18 protein-coding genes are annotated in these 19,524 nt (G+C 71.0%); 14 read left to right on the forward strand and 4 right to left on the reverse strand.

Annotated features, from left to right (window positions below; translation table 11 throughout):
- The first annotated feature begins 61 nt into the window (after positions 1–61).
- Positions 62–2,860: a BREX system ATP-binding domain-containing protein gene (locus ACFYRX_RS17825; protein ID WP_389100525.1), complete on the forward strand. Its 2,799-nt coding sequence runs from the start codon at positions 62–64 to the stop codon at positions 2,858–2,860.
- A 78-nt stretch (positions 2,861–2,938) separates the two neighbouring features.
- On the opposite strand, the gene ACFYRX_RS17830 is transcribed toward ACFYRX_RS17825, so the two are convergent.
- Genes ACFYRX_RS17830 through ACFYRX_RS17845 form a run of 4 tightly spaced genes read right to left on the reverse strand, consistent with a single transcriptional unit; the run spans position 2,939 to position 6,543 of the window.
- Positions 2,939–4,213, reverse strand: coding sequence for a sulfate adenylyltransferase subunit 1 (locus ACFYRX_RS17830; RefSeq protein WP_389100527.1), 1,275 nt, complete (start codon positions 4,211–4,213; stop codon positions 2,939–2,941).
- A 2-nt stretch (positions 4,214–4,215) separates the two neighbouring features.
- Positions 4,216–5,151, reverse strand: coding sequence for a sulfate adenylyltransferase subunit CysD (cysD, locus tag ACFYRX_RS17835; RefSeq protein WP_389100529.1), 936 nt, complete (start codon positions 5,149–5,151; stop codon positions 4,216–4,218).
- Positions 5,148–5,747, reverse strand: coding sequence for an adenylyl-sulfate kinase (gene cysC / locus ACFYRX_RS17840; RefSeq protein ID WP_389100856.1), 600 nt, complete (start codon positions 5,745–5,747; stop codon positions 5,148–5,150). Before cysC ends, cysD begins: the two co-directional genes overlap by 4 nt.
- 58 nt (positions 5,748–5,805) lie before the next feature.
- A complete protein-coding gene (locus ACFYRX_RS17845; protein WP_389100531.1) occupies positions 5,806–6,543 on the reverse strand; it encodes a sulfotransferase in 738 nt (245 codons plus the stop codon).
- Positions 6,544–6,769: 226 nt separating this feature from the next.
- Here ACFYRX_RS17845 and ACFYRX_RS17850 point away from each other — a divergent pair, with 226 nt between their 5' ends.
- The 13 genes from ACFYRX_RS17850 (at position 6,770) to ACFYRX_RS17910 (ending at position 19,457) form a co-directional block, all read left to right on the forward strand.
- Positions 6,770–7,396, forward strand: coding sequence for a hypothetical protein (locus tag ACFYRX_RS17850; protein ID WP_389100533.1), 627 nt, complete (start codon positions 6,770–6,772; stop codon positions 7,394–7,396).
- Positions 7,393–8,448, forward strand: a complete 1,056-nt coding sequence (locus ACFYRX_RS17855) for a BtrH N-terminal domain-containing protein (protein WP_389100535.1) — start codon at positions 7,393–7,395, stop codon at positions 8,446–8,448. The genes ACFYRX_RS17850 and ACFYRX_RS17855 overlap by 4 nt, the downstream gene beginning before the upstream one ends.
- Positions 8,445–9,779, forward strand: coding sequence for a DegT/DnrJ/EryC1/StrS family aminotransferase (locus tag ACFYRX_RS17860; RefSeq protein ID WP_389100536.1), 1,335 nt, complete (start codon positions 8,445–8,447; stop codon positions 9,777–9,779). Before ACFYRX_RS17855 ends, ACFYRX_RS17860 begins: the two co-directional genes overlap by 4 nt.
- Before the next feature lie 35 nt (positions 9,780–9,814).
- On the forward strand, positions 9,815–11,182 hold the full coding sequence (locus ACFYRX_RS17865; protein WP_389100538.1) for an ATP-grasp domain-containing protein: 1,368 nt from the start codon (positions 9,815–9,817) through the stop codon (positions 11,180–11,182).
- Positions 11,179–12,435: an MFS transporter gene (locus ACFYRX_RS17870; RefSeq protein WP_389100539.1), complete on the forward strand. Its 1,257-nt coding sequence runs from the start codon at positions 11,179–11,181 to the stop codon at positions 12,433–12,435. Before ACFYRX_RS17865 ends, ACFYRX_RS17870 begins: the two co-directional genes overlap by 4 nt.
- Entirely contained in the window at positions 12,432–13,232 is an 801-nt protein-coding gene (locus tag ACFYRX_RS17875; protein WP_389100541.1) for a LuxR C-terminal-related transcriptional regulator, read from the forward strand. Before ACFYRX_RS17870 ends, ACFYRX_RS17875 begins: the two co-directional genes overlap by 4 nt.
- A gap of 260 nt (positions 13,233–13,492) precedes the next feature.
- Positions 13,493–13,657, forward strand: a complete 165-nt coding sequence (locus ACFYRX_RS17880) for a lysine biosynthesis protein LysW (RefSeq protein WP_389100543.1) — start codon at positions 13,493–13,495, stop codon at positions 13,655–13,657.
- A complete protein-coding gene (locus ACFYRX_RS17885; protein ID WP_389100545.1) occupies positions 13,654–14,532 on the forward strand; it encodes a RimK family alpha-L-glutamate ligase in 879 nt (292 codons plus the stop codon). The genes ACFYRX_RS17880 and ACFYRX_RS17885 overlap by 4 nt, the downstream gene beginning before the upstream one ends.
- On the forward strand, positions 14,526–15,560 hold the full coding sequence (gene argC / locus ACFYRX_RS17890; RefSeq protein ID WP_389100547.1) for an N-acetyl-gamma-glutamyl-phosphate reductase: 1,035 nt from the start codon (positions 14,526–14,528) through the stop codon (positions 15,558–15,560). The genes ACFYRX_RS17885 and argC overlap by 7 nt, the downstream gene beginning before the upstream one ends.
- An 87-nt stretch (positions 15,561–15,647) precedes the next feature.
- The gene (locus ACFYRX_RS17895) at positions 15,648–16,502 is read left to right on the forward strand and encodes a [LysW]-aminoadipate kinase (protein WP_389100549.1); all 855 of its coding nucleotides are present in this window, start codon (positions 15,648–15,650) and stop codon (positions 16,500–16,502) included.
- Positions 16,499–17,647 (forward strand): M20/M25/M40 family metallo-hydrolase, encoded by a 1,149-nt coding sequence (locus ACFYRX_RS17900; RefSeq protein ID WP_389100551.1) that lies wholly within the window; start codon positions 16,499–16,501, stop codon positions 17,645–17,647. Before ACFYRX_RS17895 ends, ACFYRX_RS17900 begins: the two co-directional genes overlap by 4 nt.
- On the forward strand, positions 17,644–18,477 hold the full coding sequence (locus tag ACFYRX_RS17905; protein WP_389100552.1) for a transketolase: 834 nt from the start codon (positions 17,644–17,646) through the stop codon (positions 18,475–18,477). Before ACFYRX_RS17900 ends, ACFYRX_RS17905 begins: the two co-directional genes overlap by 4 nt.
- Entirely contained in the window at positions 18,474–19,457 is a 984-nt protein-coding gene (locus ACFYRX_RS17910) for a transketolase family protein (protein WP_389100553.1), read from the forward strand. The genes ACFYRX_RS17905 and ACFYRX_RS17910 overlap by 4 nt, the downstream gene beginning before the upstream one ends.
- Positions 19,458–19,524 lie beyond the last annotated feature (67 nt).

Below are 19,524 nucleotides of genomic sequence, written 5' to 3' on the forward strand. Positions count from 1 at the left end.
CGTCTGCGTGCCGCTCCTAGCGTTGCTCATGCGGGGGCGTCGACGAGTGGGGAGCGGTTCCATGGTGGGGAACGGTGTCCAGCAGGCATCCGGGCGGCCCACGATCATGGTCGGTCGGCACGCCGAACGGGAAGCCATCGGGCGGCTGCTCGACGCGGTGCGCGACGGGCTGAGCGGCGTCCTGGTCCTGACCGGCGAACCCGGCATCGGCAAGACCCGGCTGCTGGAGTTCGCAGCGGCCCGGGCCACGGAGCTTCGCGTGGTCCGGCTGACCGCGGTCGAGCAGGAGACCGGTCTCGGCTTCGGCGCGCTGCACCGGCTGCTGCGGCCGTTCCTGAGCCGGACGGCCGGGCTGCCCGGGCCGCAGCGGGGCGCGCTGGACGCGGCCCTGGGCCTGGCGTCGGGGCCGCCCGCGGACCGCTACCTGGTCGGGCTGGCGACGCTGACCCTGCTGTCCGAGGTCGCCGCCGATCGGCCGCTGCTGTTCCTGGTGGACGATGCGCAGTGGCTGGACCGTGAGTCGGCGGAGGCGCTCGCGTTCACCGCTCGCCGACTGCATGCCGACTCGCTGGGACTGGTCATCGCCGTCCGGCCGGAGCTCGGCGGCGTGGGCCGGTTCGACGCGCTGAGCACGTACGCCGTGACCGGCCTGCCCGAGTCGGAGGCCAGGGCGCTGCTGCTGACCTCCGGCACCCGGCGGGTGGACGCGGCCGTGGCCGACCGGATCGTCGCCGGCACCGGCGGCAATCCGCTGGCGTTGTTGGAGCTGGCCGACGCCCTGCCCGCCGAGCAGCTGTCCGGGATCGCCCCGCTGCCCGATCCGCTGCCCGTGGGCCATCTGCTGACGAACCATTTCCAGCGACTGGTCCGCGCCCTGCCGCCGGAGACCGTAGCTCTGCTCCTGCTGCTGGCGGCGGCCCCCTCGGGCGACACGGCGACGATGTGGCGTGCCGCCGGGAGGCTGGGCCTGTCGGCCCGCGCCGTCGAGCCGGCGGTCGCCGCGGGCATCCTCGTCCGGAGCGTACCGACGGCCTTCCGGCATCCCCTCATCCGCTCGACGGTGTACGCCGCAGCGGAACCCGGTGAGCGCCGCCGGACGCACGCGGCCCTGGCCGACGCCTACGACGCCGTACGGGACGCCGACCGTCGCGCCTGGCACCGGGCCGAGGCCACCGAGGGCGTGGACGACAAGGTCGCCGACGATCTGGAGGCCGCCTCCGAGCGAGCCCGCTCCCGCGGCGGCTACTCCCAGCAGGCCCTGTTCCTGTCGCGCGCCGCCGATTTCACCGGCGACGCCGGCAAACGGGCCGAGCGGCTGCTCGACGCGGCACAGGCCCATCTGATGTCGGGCGACGCGTCGGCGGCACGGACCGCGCTCGACCTGGCCGACGCCGACGTACGCGGCCCGGTGATGCGCACGCGTGAGCTGCGGATGCGGGCGACCGCACAGATGTTCAGCATCGTCGTCGCCGATGTTCCCGCGATGCTGATGGACGCCGTGACCAGGCTCGGCCCGCAGGACCCACGGCTGGGCTGGGAGCTGCTCTGCGAGGCGCTGCACGCGGCGCTGGTCGCCCACGGCTGCACACAGGGCACATCGTCGGCCGAGGTCGCCGCGGCCGTCGCCGCCGCCGCGCGGCACAGCCCGGTCGTCACCGTGCGCGGCCGTGACCTGCTGATGGAGGGTCTGGCCAGGCGCGTGGCCGGGAGCTACCAGGACGGCGCGCCCGTGCTGCGCACCGCCCTGGACCGGCTGCGGGACGGTGGCGAGATCGGGGACGCGAACAGCCCGTTCGCGGTGATGCTGTCCATGGCCTGCGACGACCTGTGGGACATCCGGGCCGAACGTGACCTCGGCGATCGCCTGGCAGCAGCCGAACGCGACGCCGGCGCCCTGTACGCGCTGGGCATGACGCTGCTCGTCGAGGCGCGCTGCGACCTCTGGGACGGACGGTTCACGCAGGCGGAGGTCCGCTACGCCGAGTTCGACGACATCGCGGCCGACACCGGCTTCCCCGGCGGTGGAGACATCAACCGGCTCCATCTGTTCGCTCTGACCGGCCGGGAGGCCGAGCTGCGGGCGGCCGCACGGCGGACCGCGGAGATGAGGGGCATGGGCCACGGCCTGCTCCAGCTCCTGGCGCAGCACGCACTGACCCTGTTCGAGCTGGGACAGGGCCGCTACCGGCAGGCGATGCGGCACGCTCGGGCGGTTTTCGACGCCGATGCCCCGGCCTGCGGCAACCTTGTCGTTGCGCTGCTCGTCGAGGCCGCTGTGCGCACCGGCGACCGGGCCGGTGCCGACGAGGCGCTGGCCCGGCTGGAGGAGCGGGCTCCGATCGCCGGCACTCCCTGGGCGCTGGGATCCCTGGCGCTCGGCCGTGCGCTGACGGCCGACGGCGACGATGCCGAGATGTTCTACCAGGAGTCGGTCGAACTGCTGAGGCAGGTTCCGCTTGCTCTGGAGGAGGCCCGGTCCCGGCTGCTGTTCGGCGAGTGGCTGCGCCGCCGCAAGCGGCGTTCCGAGGCCAGGACGCAGTTGCGCGCCGCGTACGGGAGCTTCGACGCGTTCGGTGCGGTGCCGTACGCCGAGCGGGCCCGGATCGAGTTGCTGGCCACCGGTGAGAAGGCGCGCAGGCGCACCGAGGAGACCAGGTTCGATCTGACGCCGCGGGAACGGCAGGTGGCCTCCATGGCCTCCTCGGGGTTGACCAACGGGGAGATCGCCACGCGGTTGTTCGTCACCACCTCGACAGTCGAGTTCCATATGAACAAGGTGTTCCGCAAGCTCGCCATCACCTCCCGGAAGCAGATCCCCCGGGCGCTCGGCGAACCGGGCCCGGCGGCCGAAGAGGACTGACCGCTCGGCGCCCTCGGTCGCAGGCGGGCCGACGCCACGCTGCACCCTTCACACGTGGCGGCCCGCACGAGACTGCGTTCAGTCTCCGATGCCTCCCGCGATGCCCGCGGCGAGTGTGTTGCCGTCGGCCGGGTCGATCAGCAGGAAGGAACCCGTTTCGGGGCAGTCGGCATAGCCGTCGAGGGGCAGCGGTTCGGCTGTGCGGACCGTCAGAGTGCCGATGTCGTTCGCGACGAGTTCGCCCTCGACCCGGTGCTGCGCCAGGTCGTGCAGCGTGAGGCGGGAACGGATTTCGCGAACCACCGCCCGTACCGTGCGTGTTGTGTGCCTGATCAGTACCCGGTCGCCCGCGCGCAGCGGCCGGTCCGCCACGTGGCAGACCGTCGCCTCGAACTCCTGGACCAGGGACGGCACTTCGCTGCTCGGTGCGATGACGTCACCGCGTGCGACGTCCACGTCGTCGGCAAGGCTGACGGCGACGGACTGTGGAGCCCACGCCCTGTCGACCGGTGTGCCCAGCATGTCGATGCTCGCGACGGTGCTGGTGCGTCCGGCCGGCAGTACCGTCACCGGATCGCCGACCCGCAGCACACCGGAGGCGATCTTGCCCGCGTACGCCCGGTAGTCGGGCTGCGCGTCGGTCTGCGGCCGGATGACGTACTGGACCGGGAGCCGGGCCACGTCGTTGTCCGGGTCAGGGCCGGTCGGCACCGTCTCCAGGTGTTCGAGCACCGTGGGTCCGGCGTACCAGTCCATGTGGGCGGAGGGTTCCACGACGTTGTCGCCTGCCAGCGCGGAGATGGGGATCGCCGTGATCTCGGAGATCGCCAACTCGCGTGCGTAGGCGGTGAATTCCTTGGTGATGCGCGCGAACACCTCCTCCTCGTAGTCGACGAGGTCCATCTTGTTGACCGCGAGGACCACGTGCGGGACGCGCAGGAGAGCGGCGACGGCGGCGTGGCGGCGGGTCTGCTCCACGACGCCGTTGCGGGCGTCGACGAGGATGACGGTGAGTTCGGCCGTCGAGGCTCCGGTGACCATGTTGCGGGTGTACTGCACGTGGCCGGGTGTATCGGCGAGGATGAACCGGCGCCTGGGGGTCGCGAAGTAGCGGTAGGCGACGTCGATGGTGATGCCCTGCTCGCGTTCGGCGCGCAGGCCGTCGGTCAGGAGCGCCAGGTCGGGGGTACCGGTGCGGGAGATCGACTCCAGTTGGTCGGCGAGGACGGACTTGGAGTCGTGCAGGAGGCGGCCCACGAGGGTGGACTTGCCGTCGTCGACGGAACCGGCGGTGGCGAACCGCAGAAGGGTCGTGGTCGGCGTGTGCACGTTCTGATCGGCAAAGGTCGTCATGTCTAGAAGTACCCTTCACGCTTGCGGTCTTCCATCGCGGCCTCGGACACCTTGTCGTCGGCGCGGGTGGCGCCGCGCTCGGTGAGCCGGGAGGCGGCGATCTCGGAAATGACCTTCTCGATCGTCGTCGCGTCCGAGTCGACGGCACCCGTGCAGGACATGTCACCGACCGTGCGGTAACGGATGAGGCGCGTCTCGACTGCCTCCCCCTCCTTGGGGCCGCCCCAGTCGCCGGCGGTCAGCCACATACCGTTGCGGCTGAACACCCGCCGCTCGTGCGCGTAATAGATCTCGGGCAGGGTGATGTTCTCGCGGGCGATGTACTGCCAGACGTCCAGCTCGGTCCAGTTGGACAGCGGGAAGACGCGGACGTGCTCGCCGGGGGCGTGCCGGCCGTTGTACAGGTTCCACAGTTCGGGGCGCTGGCGGCGGGGGTCCCACTGGGAGAACTCGTCGCGCAGGGAGAAGACGCGTTCCTTGGCGCGGGCCTTCTCCTCGTCGCGGCGGCCGCCGCCGAAGACGGCGTCGAACTTCTCCGCCTGGATCTTCTCGGTGAGCGGCAGGGTCTGCAGCGGGTTGCGGGTGCCGTCGGGGCGTTCGCGCAGCACACCGCGGTCGATGTAGTCCTGTACGGAGGCCACATGGAGGCGCAGCCCATGGGTGGCGACCGCTCGGTCGCGGTATTCAAGGACCTCGGGGAAGTTGTGCCCGGTGTCCACGTGCAGCAGGGAGAAGGGAACGGCCGCCGGGGCGAACGCCTTCAGCGCCAGGTGCAGCATGACGATGGAGTCCTTGCCGCCGGAGAAAAGGATCACCGGCCGCTCGAACTCACCCGCCACCTCACGGAAGATGTGCACCGCCTCCGACTCGAGGGCGTCCAGGTGGCTCAGGGCGTAGGGACTTCCGGTGTCTCCGCTGTGCAGAGCGACTGTGGTCATGCTGTCTCTCCTTCCTTCGTCGACCGTCGCAACAGGCCCCTGTTCCGCAGCATTCGGTGTACCGCGGACACGGACTCGTGGACGGTCTGCGTGTTCGCTTCGATGCGCAGGTCGGGCGACTCGGGCACCTCGTACGGGGCGTCGACCCCGGTCAGCCCGGACAGTTCGCCCGCGGACTGGCGGGCGTACAGGCCCTTCACGTCCCGCACGGAGCAGACGTCGACGGGTGTCGCGACGTGCACCTCCAGGAACGGTGTGCCGTCGGCTTCGTGCCGGGTGCGCACCGCCGTGCGGCTGTCCGCGTACGGGGCGATCGCCGGCACCAGCGCCAGCACGCCGTTCCGGGCGAGGAGCCCGGCCACGAAACCGATGCGCTGCACGTTGGTGTGGCGGTCGGCGCGGTCGAAGCCGAGGCCGGCCGACAGAAAGGCGCGGATCTCGTCGCCGTCCAGGACCTCCACCGCGTGGTGGTCCTCGCGCAGCCGCCGGGCCAGAGCGCGCGCGATCGTCGTCTTGCCGGCGCTCGGCAGCCCGGTGAGCCACACCGTGGCACCGCCCGTTCTGTTCACCGTGGTCCTCGATGGTGCCGGGCTCATGGGCATGGAAGTCGACTCCTTGTCTCGCTGAGGCAGGACGGTCGGTGCTTTCGTCCGGTCAGGCGGCCCGGGTGGGCACGCTCAGCCGATGGGCCCGCAGTTCCTCGTAGAAGGGAAGGTGGAAGGCGAGGAACTCCGCGAGCTGCGGGTCGTTGTCCGGGCCGCGGGTGTAGGCGGAGCCGGTCGCGGCGAAGCCCTCGGAGCGGCTCGTCGACTCGTGCCACGCCTTCGTGCCGACCCATTCCTGGCGCATTTCGGGCCGCCAGGAGAGCGCGGAGTCGATGAAGGGGATCCCGGCGCGGTCGCAGTACGCGCGCACAGTGGCTTCCGGGTCGGCCACGAGGTCGTCGGAGTCCACGACGACCGGGCGCTGCCCCGTCGCCTGCCGCACCGCGTCGTAGATCTCGGCGAGCCGCGAGAACCCGATCTCCTCGCAGGTCGCTTCCGGGTTGATCGCGCAGTGCGACGCGATGGCCTCGCTCGGGTGGCGAATGATGAAGGTGTGAGTCGCCTTCTGGAGGAAGGCGGTGTCCGCGAGCAGGCCCGGGTAGGCGAAGTCGGTGGTGTCCTTGAAGAACACCGGGCCCTTCTCGGCGAGTTCGTGGACGGCCTCGATGAGCTCCGTCTCGCTGCGCACGGTGCGGCCGTCCACCGAGGTCTCGCCGAAGTTCATCACGTGCGAGAAGGGCTCGTGCAGAATCGTGTGGTCGCCGCGCTGCGACATCATCTTCAGGAACGCGGTCGACCTCGATCGAGGCGCGCTCCACAGGGCCAGGATCTGCGGTTCGAATGTCACGGGGTCCCCATTCTCTGCGATCGAAAAATCGGTCAACGCCATGAAAGATACCCGTCGTTCGCGCCCGGAAAATGGGCCGGAGGATATCTCATCAAGGCGATTACACGCGCTTTGGAGCCGTCATCCTCAGTGCGATGCACCTGCCCCGAATCAACGCGATCGCGATACCGTATATCCATCCTGTGCCGATGTACGTGAGCCGTGCACAGCACCTAGCGTCGGGGAGATGAAGCATGCAGCGAATCAGCGAGAAGTTGACACCATCGGTCCCGGGACACCGTTCTTCCGGACGGTGGACCTCACCGACCATCTGAACAACAGGGCCGTCACCACGGAATCAGGAAAGGGGGACGGGAGGCTCAACGTCTGGCGCAACACCATTCCGTCCCAGCATTTTCCCGCGGCCGGGTCACGGGTGGAAGTCGACGGAATCCCCTACCGAATGGCTCCGGAATCCGCGTACGACAACGTGCGCTGCGCGGGTCAGTACGTGACGGTGCCCGAGGGCCGGTACGACTGGATCCGGGTCCTGGCCACCGGCGAGCGCCGGGCGGAGACCGAGATCGCCGTCCATTTCGCCGACGGCCACATCGATTTCGAGGCGCTGCGGGTGTCGGACTTCTGGCACGCCCCGCCGCGGTTCGGCGAGAGCGTCGCGTACCGCACGCCCGTCATGCACTACCCCCACCACGTGCAGGAGCGGGTCCACGCCGGTGTCTTCAGCACGCGTGTGCCGGTCTCCCGCCAGACACCGGTGTCCGCCCTGCGGCTGCCACGGCATGTGGGTGTCCACGTGTTCGCGCTGACGTTGCAGTGCACCCCGGACGACCTGACCAGGAGGAGCACCTCATGACCACGGTGACCGCGTCCGCGCGGCTGAGCGGCGACATCCGCCTCTGGTACCGGGACACCATCAGTTGTCTGCAGGGCACGTTCGCCACCGCCCTCCTGCGCGCCGGGCACGATCCACTGCACGCGCTGGGTCTGCACTGGGAGTTCCGGTACCGGCCGGGGGAGGTCACGAGCGAGGAGTTCTCCTTCCCCTGCCCGCCGGGGACCGATCTGGCCGGGGCCCTGATGCCGCATCACTCGGTCCGCTCCGCGTGGCACCGCGCGTCCGACGCCGGGGACGGAACGGAGGAGTTGCTCTCGGAGCTCTCCCGGGACCGTACGGTGATCACCGCCGTCGACAACTTCCACCTGCCGTTCCGGCCCGCGTATCACGATGTGCACGCCGCGCACCTCCTGGTGGTGTCCGGCATCGACCGGCGCAACGGCACGGTGACTGTCGCGGACGCCATGCCGCCGGAGTTCCTCGGGGCGATACCGCTCACCGCGTTCCTGAACGCGTGGACCTCCGGCAACCCGAGCGACGAACAGGACGCGTTCTTCAGCGACACCCGCATCGAGCGTCGCTATCTCACCGTCGAGGTCGGCACCCCTTTCCCCGAGATGAGCCCGCAGCTCCTGAAGTCGGCCATCGGGAACAGCCTCGATCTGTTCCGGGCGCCGTCGCCCGACACGCACGGCGACCACGTCGGCCTGCACGGGCTGCGCCACTTCCTCGGTGACCTGGTCGAGCGCGCCCGCACCGGACACGACGGGGCCCTCCAGCACGCGTACCCGTTCGGCTGGGGCATGCAGGCGCAGGCCGGCCTGCACGGAGAGCTGCTGCGCACCTGGGGCCGGGCCACCGGGCGGCCCGCGCTGGCGGAGGCGGGCCGTCGGACGGAGGCGGTGGCCCACGCCTGGTCCGGCGTCCGTGTCACCGCCGCCCACGCCACCGCTCATCCCCCGTACGACGCCCAGGCGGTCTCCGCCGATCTGAGCGGTCACGCCCAGGCCCTCGAAAGCGCGTACGCGCGCGCCGTCGAAGCCCTCACCCAGGCGAAGGAGACGCTGTGACTGTGAACGCCGCCCCCACGAAGCGGTCCCAGGACACCCTCGCGGTGTTCGGCGGTGCCCCCGCCGTGCCCCGGCGGTTGCGGTCCCTGGAGTGGCCCGTCATCACCGACGCCGACCGTCAGGCCGTGCTGTCCACCCTGGACGGCGGGCCGTTGGTGTCGGACGTGAACAGCGAGAGCCCGGTGAGCCTCCTGGAGCAGGCGTGGGCCGCCCGCTGCGGCGTCGCCGGGTGCGTGGGCACGTCGAACGGGACCACCGCGCTGACCACCGCACTCGCGGCCCTGGACATCGGCCCGGGCGACGAGGTCATCGTCCCCGCCCTGAGCTTCATCGCCAGCGGACTGGCGCCGCTGCACCAGATGGCGGTCCCGGTCTTCGCCGACATCGACCCCGTCACCTTCACGCTCGACCCGGAGTCGGTGCGCTCCCTGATCGGTCCGAGGACGGCCGCGATTCTCCCGGTCCACCTGCACGGCCACCCCGCGCCCATGGACGACCTGCTCGACCTGGCCCGCCGGCACCGGCTCGCGGTCGTCGAGGACGCGGCCCAGGCGCACGGCGCGCTGTACCGGGGGCGCCCCGTGGGCTCTCTGGGCGACGCGGGCGCCTTCAGCCTCCAGGTGACCAAGAACCTGCCGACCTGCGGCGAAGGCGGGCTGCTGGTCACCGACGACGCCGAGCTGGCCCGCAAGGCACGGCTGATCCGGCAGTTCGGTGAGGTGATCGACGCCGGGAAGGAGCGCGACTACGTGTCGTACCGGCTGGGGTGGAACAGCAAACTCAGCTCGGTGCAGGCCGCGTTCACGCTCTCCCAGCTCGACCGGTTCGACGCCTACGAGGCGGCCCGCGAGGAGCAGGTGACGCGCTTTCTGGGGCGGCTGGCCAGCCTGCCCGGGCTCACGGTGCCGACGGTCGCCGAGGGCAGCACGCACGCGTGGCACATTCTGCGGTTCCGTCTCGAACCCGCCGCGGCGGGCCTGGACGGAATCACCCCGGGGGCGTTCCGGGCTGCCGCACACCGCCTGCTGCGCGCCGAGGGCGTCCCGATGTCCCGGTACCAGCTGATGCCGCTCAGCGATCAGAAGGTGTTCGCCGACCGCGTCGGATTCGGCCACGGACACCCATGGGCGGCGGCGGGCGACGACGGTGCCGCGCGGCCGGTGCCGACCCCGGTCGCACGGCAGGTGATCGACGACTCGCTGACGTTGCAGAAGCGGCATCTGAACCCCGGTGCGGGCGCGGCACTCGACGCGTACGCCGACGGCTTCGAGAAGGTGTGGAACAACCTCGAGGATGTCCTACGCCTCGCGCGTGGCTACTCGAACGAGTAGTCGATCTGGTCGGTGGCCGAACCTAGCGTGGACGCATGGTCGATGCCATCGAAGCACAGCCGACAAGCAGCTCACCGTCTCTCAACGAGAAGCACGCGGTTGACCGTGCCGCCCCCGCGCCCGCCCGCGGGGGCGCACCGGTCCCGACGACGGTCGTCATAGTCGACCCCGTCTCGACGGGCGCCCATCTCGCCCCCGTCTTCCACCAGCAGGGCTGGCGGACCGTCGCGGTCCACAGCAGTGATCCCCTTCCCCCGGTGTACGCCAAGAACTTCCGCCCCGAGGACTTCACGGAAGTCGTCGTGCACCACGGCGACATGGCCGAGACGACACGTCAGGTCGCTGCGTTCGAGCCGCGGTTCGTCGTCGCCGGTGCCGAGCCCGGGGTGGAACTCACCGATGCGCTCGCCGAGCGGCTCGGGCTCTGCGGGAACGGGGTCGCCACGTCCTCGGCGCGCCGCGACAAGTACGCGATGGTCGAGCGGGTCCGCCGGGCCGGGCTCGACCACGCGGCAAGCCTCGTCACCGCCGATGGCGACGAACTGGTCGCCTGGGCCGAGCGGGGCGGACACTGGCCGCTGGTCGTCAAGCCGGTCGACAGCGTCGGCTCCGACAGTGTCACCTTCTGCGCCGACGCCGCCGAGGCCCGCGAGGCGTTCACCCGCATCCACGGGGCGGTCAACCACCTCGGCATACGCAACGACGTCGTCCTCGCACAGGAACTCCTCACCGGTCAGCAGTACTTCATCAACAGCGTCAGCCGCGAAGGCCGGCACTACGTCAACGAGATCTGGAAGGACGTACGCACACACGTCGACGGCGCCCTGGTCTACGACTGGGAGGAACTCGTACCCGGCGAGGGCGCCGAACAGCAGGCGCTGCGGGACTACCTGACGCGGGTCCTCGACGCCCTGGGCATCCGCAACGGTCCGGCGCACAGCGAGGTCATGTTCACCGGGCGCGGCCCGGTCCTCATCGAGTGCGGTGCCCGGATCCAGGGTGCCGACGACCCCGAGCTGCACCGGACGGCGACAGGAACCAGCCAGGTCGATCTCACGGTGCAGGCCTGCGTGGACCCGGCCTCCTTCGACCGGCTGCCCGGACAGGTCTACCGGTTCGACCGGCGGCTGCGGGTGGTGTCGCTCATCGCCCCGTACGACGGTGAACTGGCGGCGGGACCGGCCCTTGACGAGGTGGCCTCGCTGCCGACGCTGGCCGGCTCGGTGCGCGGACTGCACGCGGGGACCCCCGTGCGCAAGACGGTCGACCTGTTCTCCTCACCCGACCACCTGGCCCTGCTCGACGCCGACCCCGCCGCGGTCGAGCGCGACTACACGACCATCCGGCGCCTGGAACGCGAGGGCCTGTACCGGCCCGCGGACGAGGGGCGGGCCGTGCGATGAGCGACGGCGGCACACGGCGGCTGACGCCGCTGCACAAACTGGTCTTCGGGCAGAGCCTCATCGGCATCGCCTACTGGGCGCTGCTCATCGTCATCGAGTCCAAGGCGACGTTCACCCTGCGCGAGGACGCCGCGTACATGGCCGCGATCGCGGTGGCATGGGGCGGCCCCTCCGTTCTGTTGAGCCATCCGGTGGGCCGGATCATCGACGCCGTCGGACCCCGTACGGTCGGGGTCGTCGCGAGCGGCGCCGCCGTCGTGACCACGCTGGCCATGATCGTGACGGACACCGCGCCGCTGCTGTGGGCGGTCACGCTGGCCTCGGGTGTGGCCCGCGCGTTCGCCCAGCCGGCCGCGGACGCCATGCCGAGCTGGCTGCCCGGTCGCGTCGAGCACGTCGAGTCCAGCATCTGGATGGGTTTCGCGACGAGCCTGCCGTTCATCGCGGGACCGACGACGGCCGCGGTGTGCATCGCGTTGTGGGGCACCGTCAGCGCGTTCGGAGTGATCGCGGCGATCTCCCTCCTCGGCGGTCTTGTCTTCATCCTCCTGGGCGCCACCGTCCGGCCCGCTTCCGAGGGCGCGGAGAGCCGGATCGGGGTGCGCGCCCTGATGGCGTCGTTCACCGTCGCCACCGCGCTGGTCCTGACCCTGGTCACCTCGCTGGCGAACGGTGCCTTCCGTCCCCTGGAACCCCTGTACGTGCGTGAGGTCCTGGAACGTCCCGCGAGCACCTTCGCCACCATCGAGGTGATCTTCGGCATCGGGCTCCTCGGGGCGACGGTCTTCATGCTGCGCTGGAAGCACCTGCTGGACCACCCCCGCTTCCTGCCCCTGTCCGTGGTGCTGATCGCTTTCGGCGAGGCGGTGTACATCGGCACCGACCAGGTGCCCGTCGCCTTCGCGGGGGTCTTCGTATGGGGCATCGCGGTCGGGCTGTTCGGTCCCGCGTGCCGTATCGCCCTGCTGCGCGGCGTCAGTTCCGAGCATCACGGCCGCGCCATGGCGCTGTGGCGGGCGATGCAGGCCACAGGCTCGCTGGTGGCTCCCGCCGCGTCCGGGCTGATCGCGGCCGTCGTCGGGATCCAGGCCATCCTCCTCGTCGTGTCCGCCCTCGTGGGCGTCAGCGGGGCCCTCGTCTGGAGCCTCGTAGGACTGCGCACACGTCGCACCACGCCACGGGCACCCGCGACAGCTCCTGAAGGAGCGTGGGGCCCGATGGCCGACGCCGAGCCGGCCCGGGACCGGACGTGACGGCGCGCGAGGCGGCGACGTGGACCGGGGCCGGGTCCGCGCACGCACCCGTCGAGGCGGCGGTCCCCGGAGGGTCCCCGGACGGCGCGCGTCGCACGCATGCGTCCCGCGTCCTCATCTGCGACCAGCTCCCCCTCATGCGGGACGGCTTGCGCACCATGCTGTCCGCCACGTCGGACTTCGTCGTCACCGGCACGGCAGAGGACCGCGGCGCGACGCTGGAGGCGATGGCCCGCACCGGACCGGACGTGGTCCTCGTCGGTCTGTCCGAGCCGGCCGAGGCGGTCGACCTGGTGCACCGGGTTCTGGGTGCGGCACACCAACAGGGCCGTACCCCGCCCTCGTTCGTCGTGCTCTACAACGAGTGCCGCAGCGAGGACATGGCCCAGTTGATCGCGGCGGACGTGCGCGGGCTGATCCGACGCGACGCCACCCGCTCGGAGGTGATCGACGCGATCCACCGTGTCGTCCGCGGCCAGACGGCGTTCAGCCCGGAGATCGTCGACCAGTTACGCACCTGGTTCCTGCGCAAGGGCACCGTGGCCGCCGAGGACACGAGCGGGGCGGCCGACGCGCTGACGCAGCGCGAGCGGGAGATCCTCGTCCTGATCGGCCGGGGCAGTTCACCGGAGGAGATCGCGCAGTCGCTGTTCATCGGACTGACCACGGTGCGCACCCACATCTACCGGATCCGGCACAAGCTCAGCCTCAAGGACCGTGCCCAACTGGTCGCCTACGCCTACCGGACGGGGCTGGTGGAGCGGCTCACCCCGGTCTCCGGACCGTTGGCCTCCTAGAAAGGACCCGCATCGAAGTCTCGTCCGACGATCCCGTTCCCAGGCCCTTTCCGGCGACCCGCTGGAAAGGGCCTCCTGATTTCCCCTTCCTTTCCGCCTCACACAGCCGGGCCGGGGAGGTCATCATCGTGATGACATGAGCCGCCGGAATTCCACGGGAAACGTACGCGCGGTTCATTCCACGATCGATACCGAAATGCCGCGGCGTGCGATGTACTCGAAGACGTACAGCGAAAGCCGCACGACTCAGGAGGAAACTCATGCTTGCCTGCCCCGAATGCGAAACCGACCTGGCGCTGACCGACCAGCCGAAGACCAACGAGATCGTCGAGTGCGGCAGTTGCGCGGTGGAACTCGAGGTGCTCACCGTCGACCCCGTCCAGGTCGGTCTCGCGCCCGAGGTCGAGGAGGACTGGGGCGAGTGACTACCGGTCCGCACACGCCTCCCGCAGCGGTGTGCGCGGTGTTCGCCTCCCGGGTGCGCACGGATGAGAAGCGCATCCTGGAGGCGCTCGACCGCCGCAAACTCCCCTATGTGTTCCTGGACTCGCGCACTGTGTGGCAGTCCCTGGACAGCACCACGGGGCCGGCGCCGCTGGTCCTCAACCGGGAGATCGGTTACGCGCGGGCCCTGTACGGTGCCCGCGCACTGGAAGCGGCGGGCTGCGTGGTCGTCAACTCCGCGCAGGCCACCGAGATCTGCGGCGACAAGTACCGCACCTCGGTGGCCCTGCGTGACGCGGGGATCCCGACGCCGCGCACCGCTCTCGCCCTCACGCCGGAGGCCGCGCTCCCGGCGCTGGACGCCCTCGGCTATCCCGCCGTGGTCAAGCCGCTGGTCGGCTCCTGGGGCCGGCTGGTCAGTTACCTGCCGGACGCGGACACCGCCGGCACGGTGCTGGACTACGTGGCCGCTCTGCCCGGGGCGAACGCGCACATCGTGTACGTCCAGGAGTACGTCTTCAAGCCGGAGCGTGACATCCGTGTCGTGGTCATCGGCGACGAGGCGGTGGGCGCCATCTACCGCAGCGGAGAGGACTGGCGCACCAACGTGGCGCGCGGCGCGGTCAGCCAGCGCTGTGAACTCACCGACGACGTGGCCAAGTTGGCGGTGTCGGCCGCGCGGAGCACAGGAGCCGACGTGGCCGGCGTGGACCTTCTGGAGGGACCGGACGGCGAGTTGTGCGTCCTGGAGGTGAACCACGGAGTCGAGTTCTCCGGTTTCCAGCGCGCACACGGCAGCGACCTCTCCCTCGCGGACCTGATGATCGATCTCCTGGAGGCGAGGCTGCCGTGCTGACCGTGGCCGTGGCCGGTGCTTCCGGCTACATCGGCGGAGAACTGCTCCGCATCCTGCTGGGTCACCCCGACACGCACGTGGCTCTGGCCACGTCGGACTCGCTCGCCGGGAAACGCGTGGACGGGGCGCACCCCAATCTGCGGGGCCGCACCGACCTCGTGTTCGCCCCGCACGACGCCCTCGATACCGGCCCTTCTCCGGACGTGCTGTTCCTGGCCATGCCGCACACCAAGACCATGGCGCGCATGCGGGACTACCAGCGGACGGCCGGTACCGTCATCGACCTCTCCGGGGACTTCCGGCTCGGCTCGACCGAGGCGTACCGGCGCTACTACGGAGTGGACCACGAGGCGAGCGACCTGCTCCCGCACTTCGTGACCGGGCTGCCGGAGTACCACCGCGAGCGGCTGCGCGAAGCCGACCTCATCTCCGTACCCGGTTGCATGGCGACCGCGGGGATGCTGGCCACCGTGCCCGCCGTCGAGGCGGGACTGGCCGGCGGCGAGGTGCTGGTCGACGCGCGCACCGGGTCGAGCGGCTCCGGCGTCACCGCGGGGCCGTCGAACCTGCACGCCGAACGCAGCGGTGCCATGCGCCTGTTCGCGCCCACCGAGCACCGGCACGAGGCGGAGATCGCCCAGGCGCTCGGACTGCCGGTCCGCATGAACGCGACCGGCGTGGAAGCCGTGCGCGGGGTGCAGGTGGTCTGCCGTCTGTCGCTGCACGAGGGCGTCGACGAGGCCCGACTGCGCCGCGCCTACACCAAGGCGTACGAGGCGGAGCCGTTCGTGCGGGTCGTCGCCCGCAAGCGAGGTGACCACCGCCTACCCGAGCCGAAGATCCTCTCCGGCTCCAACTACTGCGACGTCGGCTTCGCCCTCGCTCGGGACGGCACGCACGCGGTGGCGGTGGGCGCTCTCGACAACCTCGTCAAGGGCGGCGCCGGAAACGCCGTCCAGTGCATGAACATCCGCTTCGGCTGTCCCGAGCGCACCGGACTCGAATTCCCGGGACTGCATCCCAACTGACCCCGGACCGAACCGTGGCACGACCCGTACACGTTCGCAGAGATCCCGATTGCGACCGTCCGACATCCGCTTGAGGGGAATCGCCGTATGACCGAGACCATCGTGGTCAAGTGCGGCGGCAATGCCGCCGTGAATGCCGAGGCCGTCTGCGCCGACGTCGCCCGCCTCTCGGAACGGGGGCGGCGCCTGGTACTGGTGCACGGCGGCTCCGCCGACATCGAGCAGCTGGCGTCCCGCCTCGGCGTGGAGTCCCGCACGCTCACCGCGCCCGACGGCATCAGTACGCGCCACACCGACAGCAGCATGCTGGAGGTCGTGCAACTCGCCCTCGCGGGGCTGGCCAAACCCCGCCTGGTATCCCTGCTGAACCGGCGCGGCACCCGCGCCGTGGGCCTGACCGGGCTCGACGGCGGGCTGTTGCGGGCACGGCGCAAGTCCGCGCTGCGCGCCATCGTGGCGGGCCGTCCGACCATCGTGCGCGACAACCACACCGGGAAGATCACCTCCGTCGACACCGGACTGGTGGAGGGCCTGCTGGACGGGGGCTGTCTGCCGGTGATCTCGCCGCCCGCCGTCGCCGAGGACGGACATCCGGTGAACACGGACGCCGACCGGGCCGCAGCCGCCGTCGCGGGGGCGCTCAAGGCCAGCGTGCTGGTCCTGCTCACCGGGGCTCCCGGGGTGCTGGCCGACCCCTCCGACGACTCCTCCGCGCTCGACGTGTGCGAAGTGCCGGCGAGCGGGCCGCCCCCGCACCGGGGCGGCGGCATGGGGCTCAAGCTGATCGCGGCCCGTGAAGCGCTGCAGGAGGGCTGCGACCGGGTGGTGATCGCCGACGGCCGCGTTCCCTCTCCCGTCGAGGCGGCGCTCGCCGGCCGGGGCACGGACGTGGCGGTCGCCGGCTCGGGGGCCGGTTCCGGCGCCTGGGAGGTGGCGGGATGACCACGCACCCGGCGCACGACATCGGTTCCTCGTCGCAGCCCTACGCCGTGGGAGTGCTGCACGGCATGCTGCAGGTGGACTCCCCCTCCTGCCACGAGGGGGAAGTGGCCGCTCACATCGTGTCGTTGATGCGCGACCTGGGGTTCACGGCCGAGATCGACGCGGCCGGAAACGCCGTGGGCACCATCGGCCGGGGCGACGGCCCCTCGGTGATGCTCCTGGGGCACATGGACACGATCCCCGGTCACATACCGGTCCGGGTCGAGGGCGACCGGCTGTACGGGCGTGGCGCGGTGGACGCGAAAGGGCCGCTCTCCGCCATGATCTGCGCCGCCGCCACGGCCGTCGCGCGCGGCTTCCCCGGTTCGCTCACCGTGGTGGGCGCCGTGGAGGAGGAGACGCCCTCTTCGCGCGGGGCCATGCACATCCGCGCGGACCATGCCCGGCCCGACGCCCTGATCGTGGGCGAACCGAGCGGCTGGGACACCGTCGTCGTCGGCTACAAGGGCAAGACCGACCTGTCCTACCAGGTGCGCTGCGACCCGACGCATCCCTCCAACCCGGCGCCCAAGGCGACGGAACTGCTCTGCGGTGCCTGGGCCACGCTGCTCGACGTCCTGGGTCCCGACATCGGGAACCACAGCTTCGCGACGCCGGGTCCGACCCTGGTGTCGCTCAGCGGTGACATGGCCGTGGCCGAGGCGGAGTTCAGCGTCCGTACGCCGCCGCTGTACGACGTGGACCGGCTCGTGGACCAGCTCACCGCGAAGCTCCCCAAGGGGCGCCTGGAGCTGATCAACTCCGTCGCCGCCTGTCGCACCGATCGCTCCGACCCGGTGGTGCGTGCCCTGTCGGGCGCGATCCGCGCCCAGCACCACCGGCCCGTCTGGAAGGTCAAGAGCGGCACCTCCGACATGAACACGCTGGCCGAGGTGTGGGACGTTCCCATGGCCACGTACGGCCCGGGCGACAGCGCCCTGGACCATGCCGACAACGAGCACATCCTCATCGAGGACTACCTGCGCGGTATCGACGTCCTCGTCCGGGCCCTGGAGGCGCTCGGCGCCGATCCGGCCGTCCGTCCCGCACTGTCCCTGCTGACCGCGGAAAGGAGCAGCGGCCCGACCGGGCCCGACTCCCCATGAACGAGACCAGTACGGCCGAACACGCCCGGCGAGTACGCCGACGTGTCGTCGACATGTGCGCGAATCCCGAAGGCGGTCACCTGGGCGGATCCCTGTCCCTGACGGAGATCCTGGTGACCCTCTACTCCTCGGTGCTCCGGATCGACCCGGCGCACCCCGACTCGCCCGACCGCGACGTCCTGATCCTGAGCAAGGGGCACGGCGCGATCGGTCTGTACGCGGCGCTCGCCGAGTACGGCTTCATCCCCCAGGACCACATCGACCGCTACGCCCGGCCCGACGCGCCGCTCACCGCTCATCCGCACGCCGGCATCCCCGGCGTGGAGTGGTCCACGGGCGCGTTGGGACACGGCCTGTCGGTGGGCGTCGGGCACGCGCTCGGGTTCCGTCTCGCCGACGCCGACCGGTGGTGCTACGTCGTGATGGGCGACGGCGAGCTGCAGGAGGGATCGGTGTGGGAGGCGGCCATGGCGGCGAGCACGCACGGCCTGGACCGCCTGGTGGCGGTGGTCGACCGCAACCGTCTGCAGATCACCGGGTCCACCGAGGACAACGCGGCACTGGAGCCGCTGGCGGACCGGTGGGCGGCCTTCGGCTGGGATGTCCACGACATCGACGGCCATGATCCCGGCCGGCTGGCCGAGGCCCTTCGTCCGCCGGCGATCCCCACGGGCAAGCCACGTGTCGTCATCGCCCGCACCGTCAAGGGCAAGGGCATGCCCCAGGTCGAAGGCCAGGTACGCAGCCACTACGCCAAGTTGACCGACCGGCAGCGGCGGCGGGCGCAGAGCTCGCTCACTGCCCGTGACCCGAGGGGGAGCCGATCATGACGCAGCCGACGACCTTGCTCGACGCCCCCGGCACCATTCCCGAGCCGCCCCGGCCGAACCGTGAGGTGTACCGCGATCAGCTCGTCGACCTCATGCGGGCCGATGCCCGCGTGGTGTGCCTGGACAGCGACACGGGACTGTTCGGTCCGGTCGACTGGGGTGAGCTGTCCGACCGTTACGTCAACCTGGGGATAGCGGAGCAGAACCTGCTCAGCACGGCGGCGGGCCTCGCCGCCGTGGGACGCAGGCCGTTCGTCAACACCATGGCCACGTTCGCGACCACCCGGGCCCTGGAGTCCGTGAAGCTCGACATCGCGCGCAACAACCTGCCGGTCCGGATCGCCGCCACACACAGCGGTCTGGCGGCCGGCCATCTGGGGGCCACGCACCACTGTCTCGAAGACCTCGCCGTCATGCGGCTGTTGCCGCACATGACCGTCCTCGTGCCCGCGGACGCGGACCAGACGGCCACCATGGTGCGAGCGGCGGACGCGCTTCCCGGGCCCGTGTATCTGCGTCTCGGCCGTGGGGCGACCCCCGCCCTGCCGCCCGGCGCGGAGCCGTTCCGGCTGGGGAAGGCGCAGACGCTGCGCGAGGGTTCGGACGTCACCATCGTCGCCACCGGCCCTCATCCGGTCCTGAGGTCGCTGGAGGCCGCCGGTCTTCTTGCCGCGCAGGGCATCTCGGCGCGGGTGCTGAACATGCACACCGTCAAGCCTCTGGACGAGGCGGCTCTGCTGGACGCCGCGCGCACGACGGCCGGCATCGTCACCGTGGAGGAGCACTGGGCGCAGGGCGGTCTGGGGTCCGCCGTCGCCGAGGTCATCTCCGCGGCACGGCCCTGCGCACCCGTGCTGCGCGTGGGTGTGCCCGATGCCTTCGCCGCGGGCAGCGGGGGGCATGAGCACCTGCTGAACCGCAACGGCATCACCGCCGAGGCGGTCATGACACGGGCCCGCCGGATCGTCACGCTGGGATAGGGCGAACCGACGGCATGCGGAGGGCCACCCGATCGTGATGATCGGGTGGCCCTCCGAGGTTGTACCT

Origin of the sequence: Streptomyces sp. NPDC005374, from assembly GCF_042872225.1 — a bacterium.
Classification (GTDB): Bacteria; Actinomycetota; Actinomycetes; order Streptomycetales; family Streptomycetaceae; genus Streptomyces.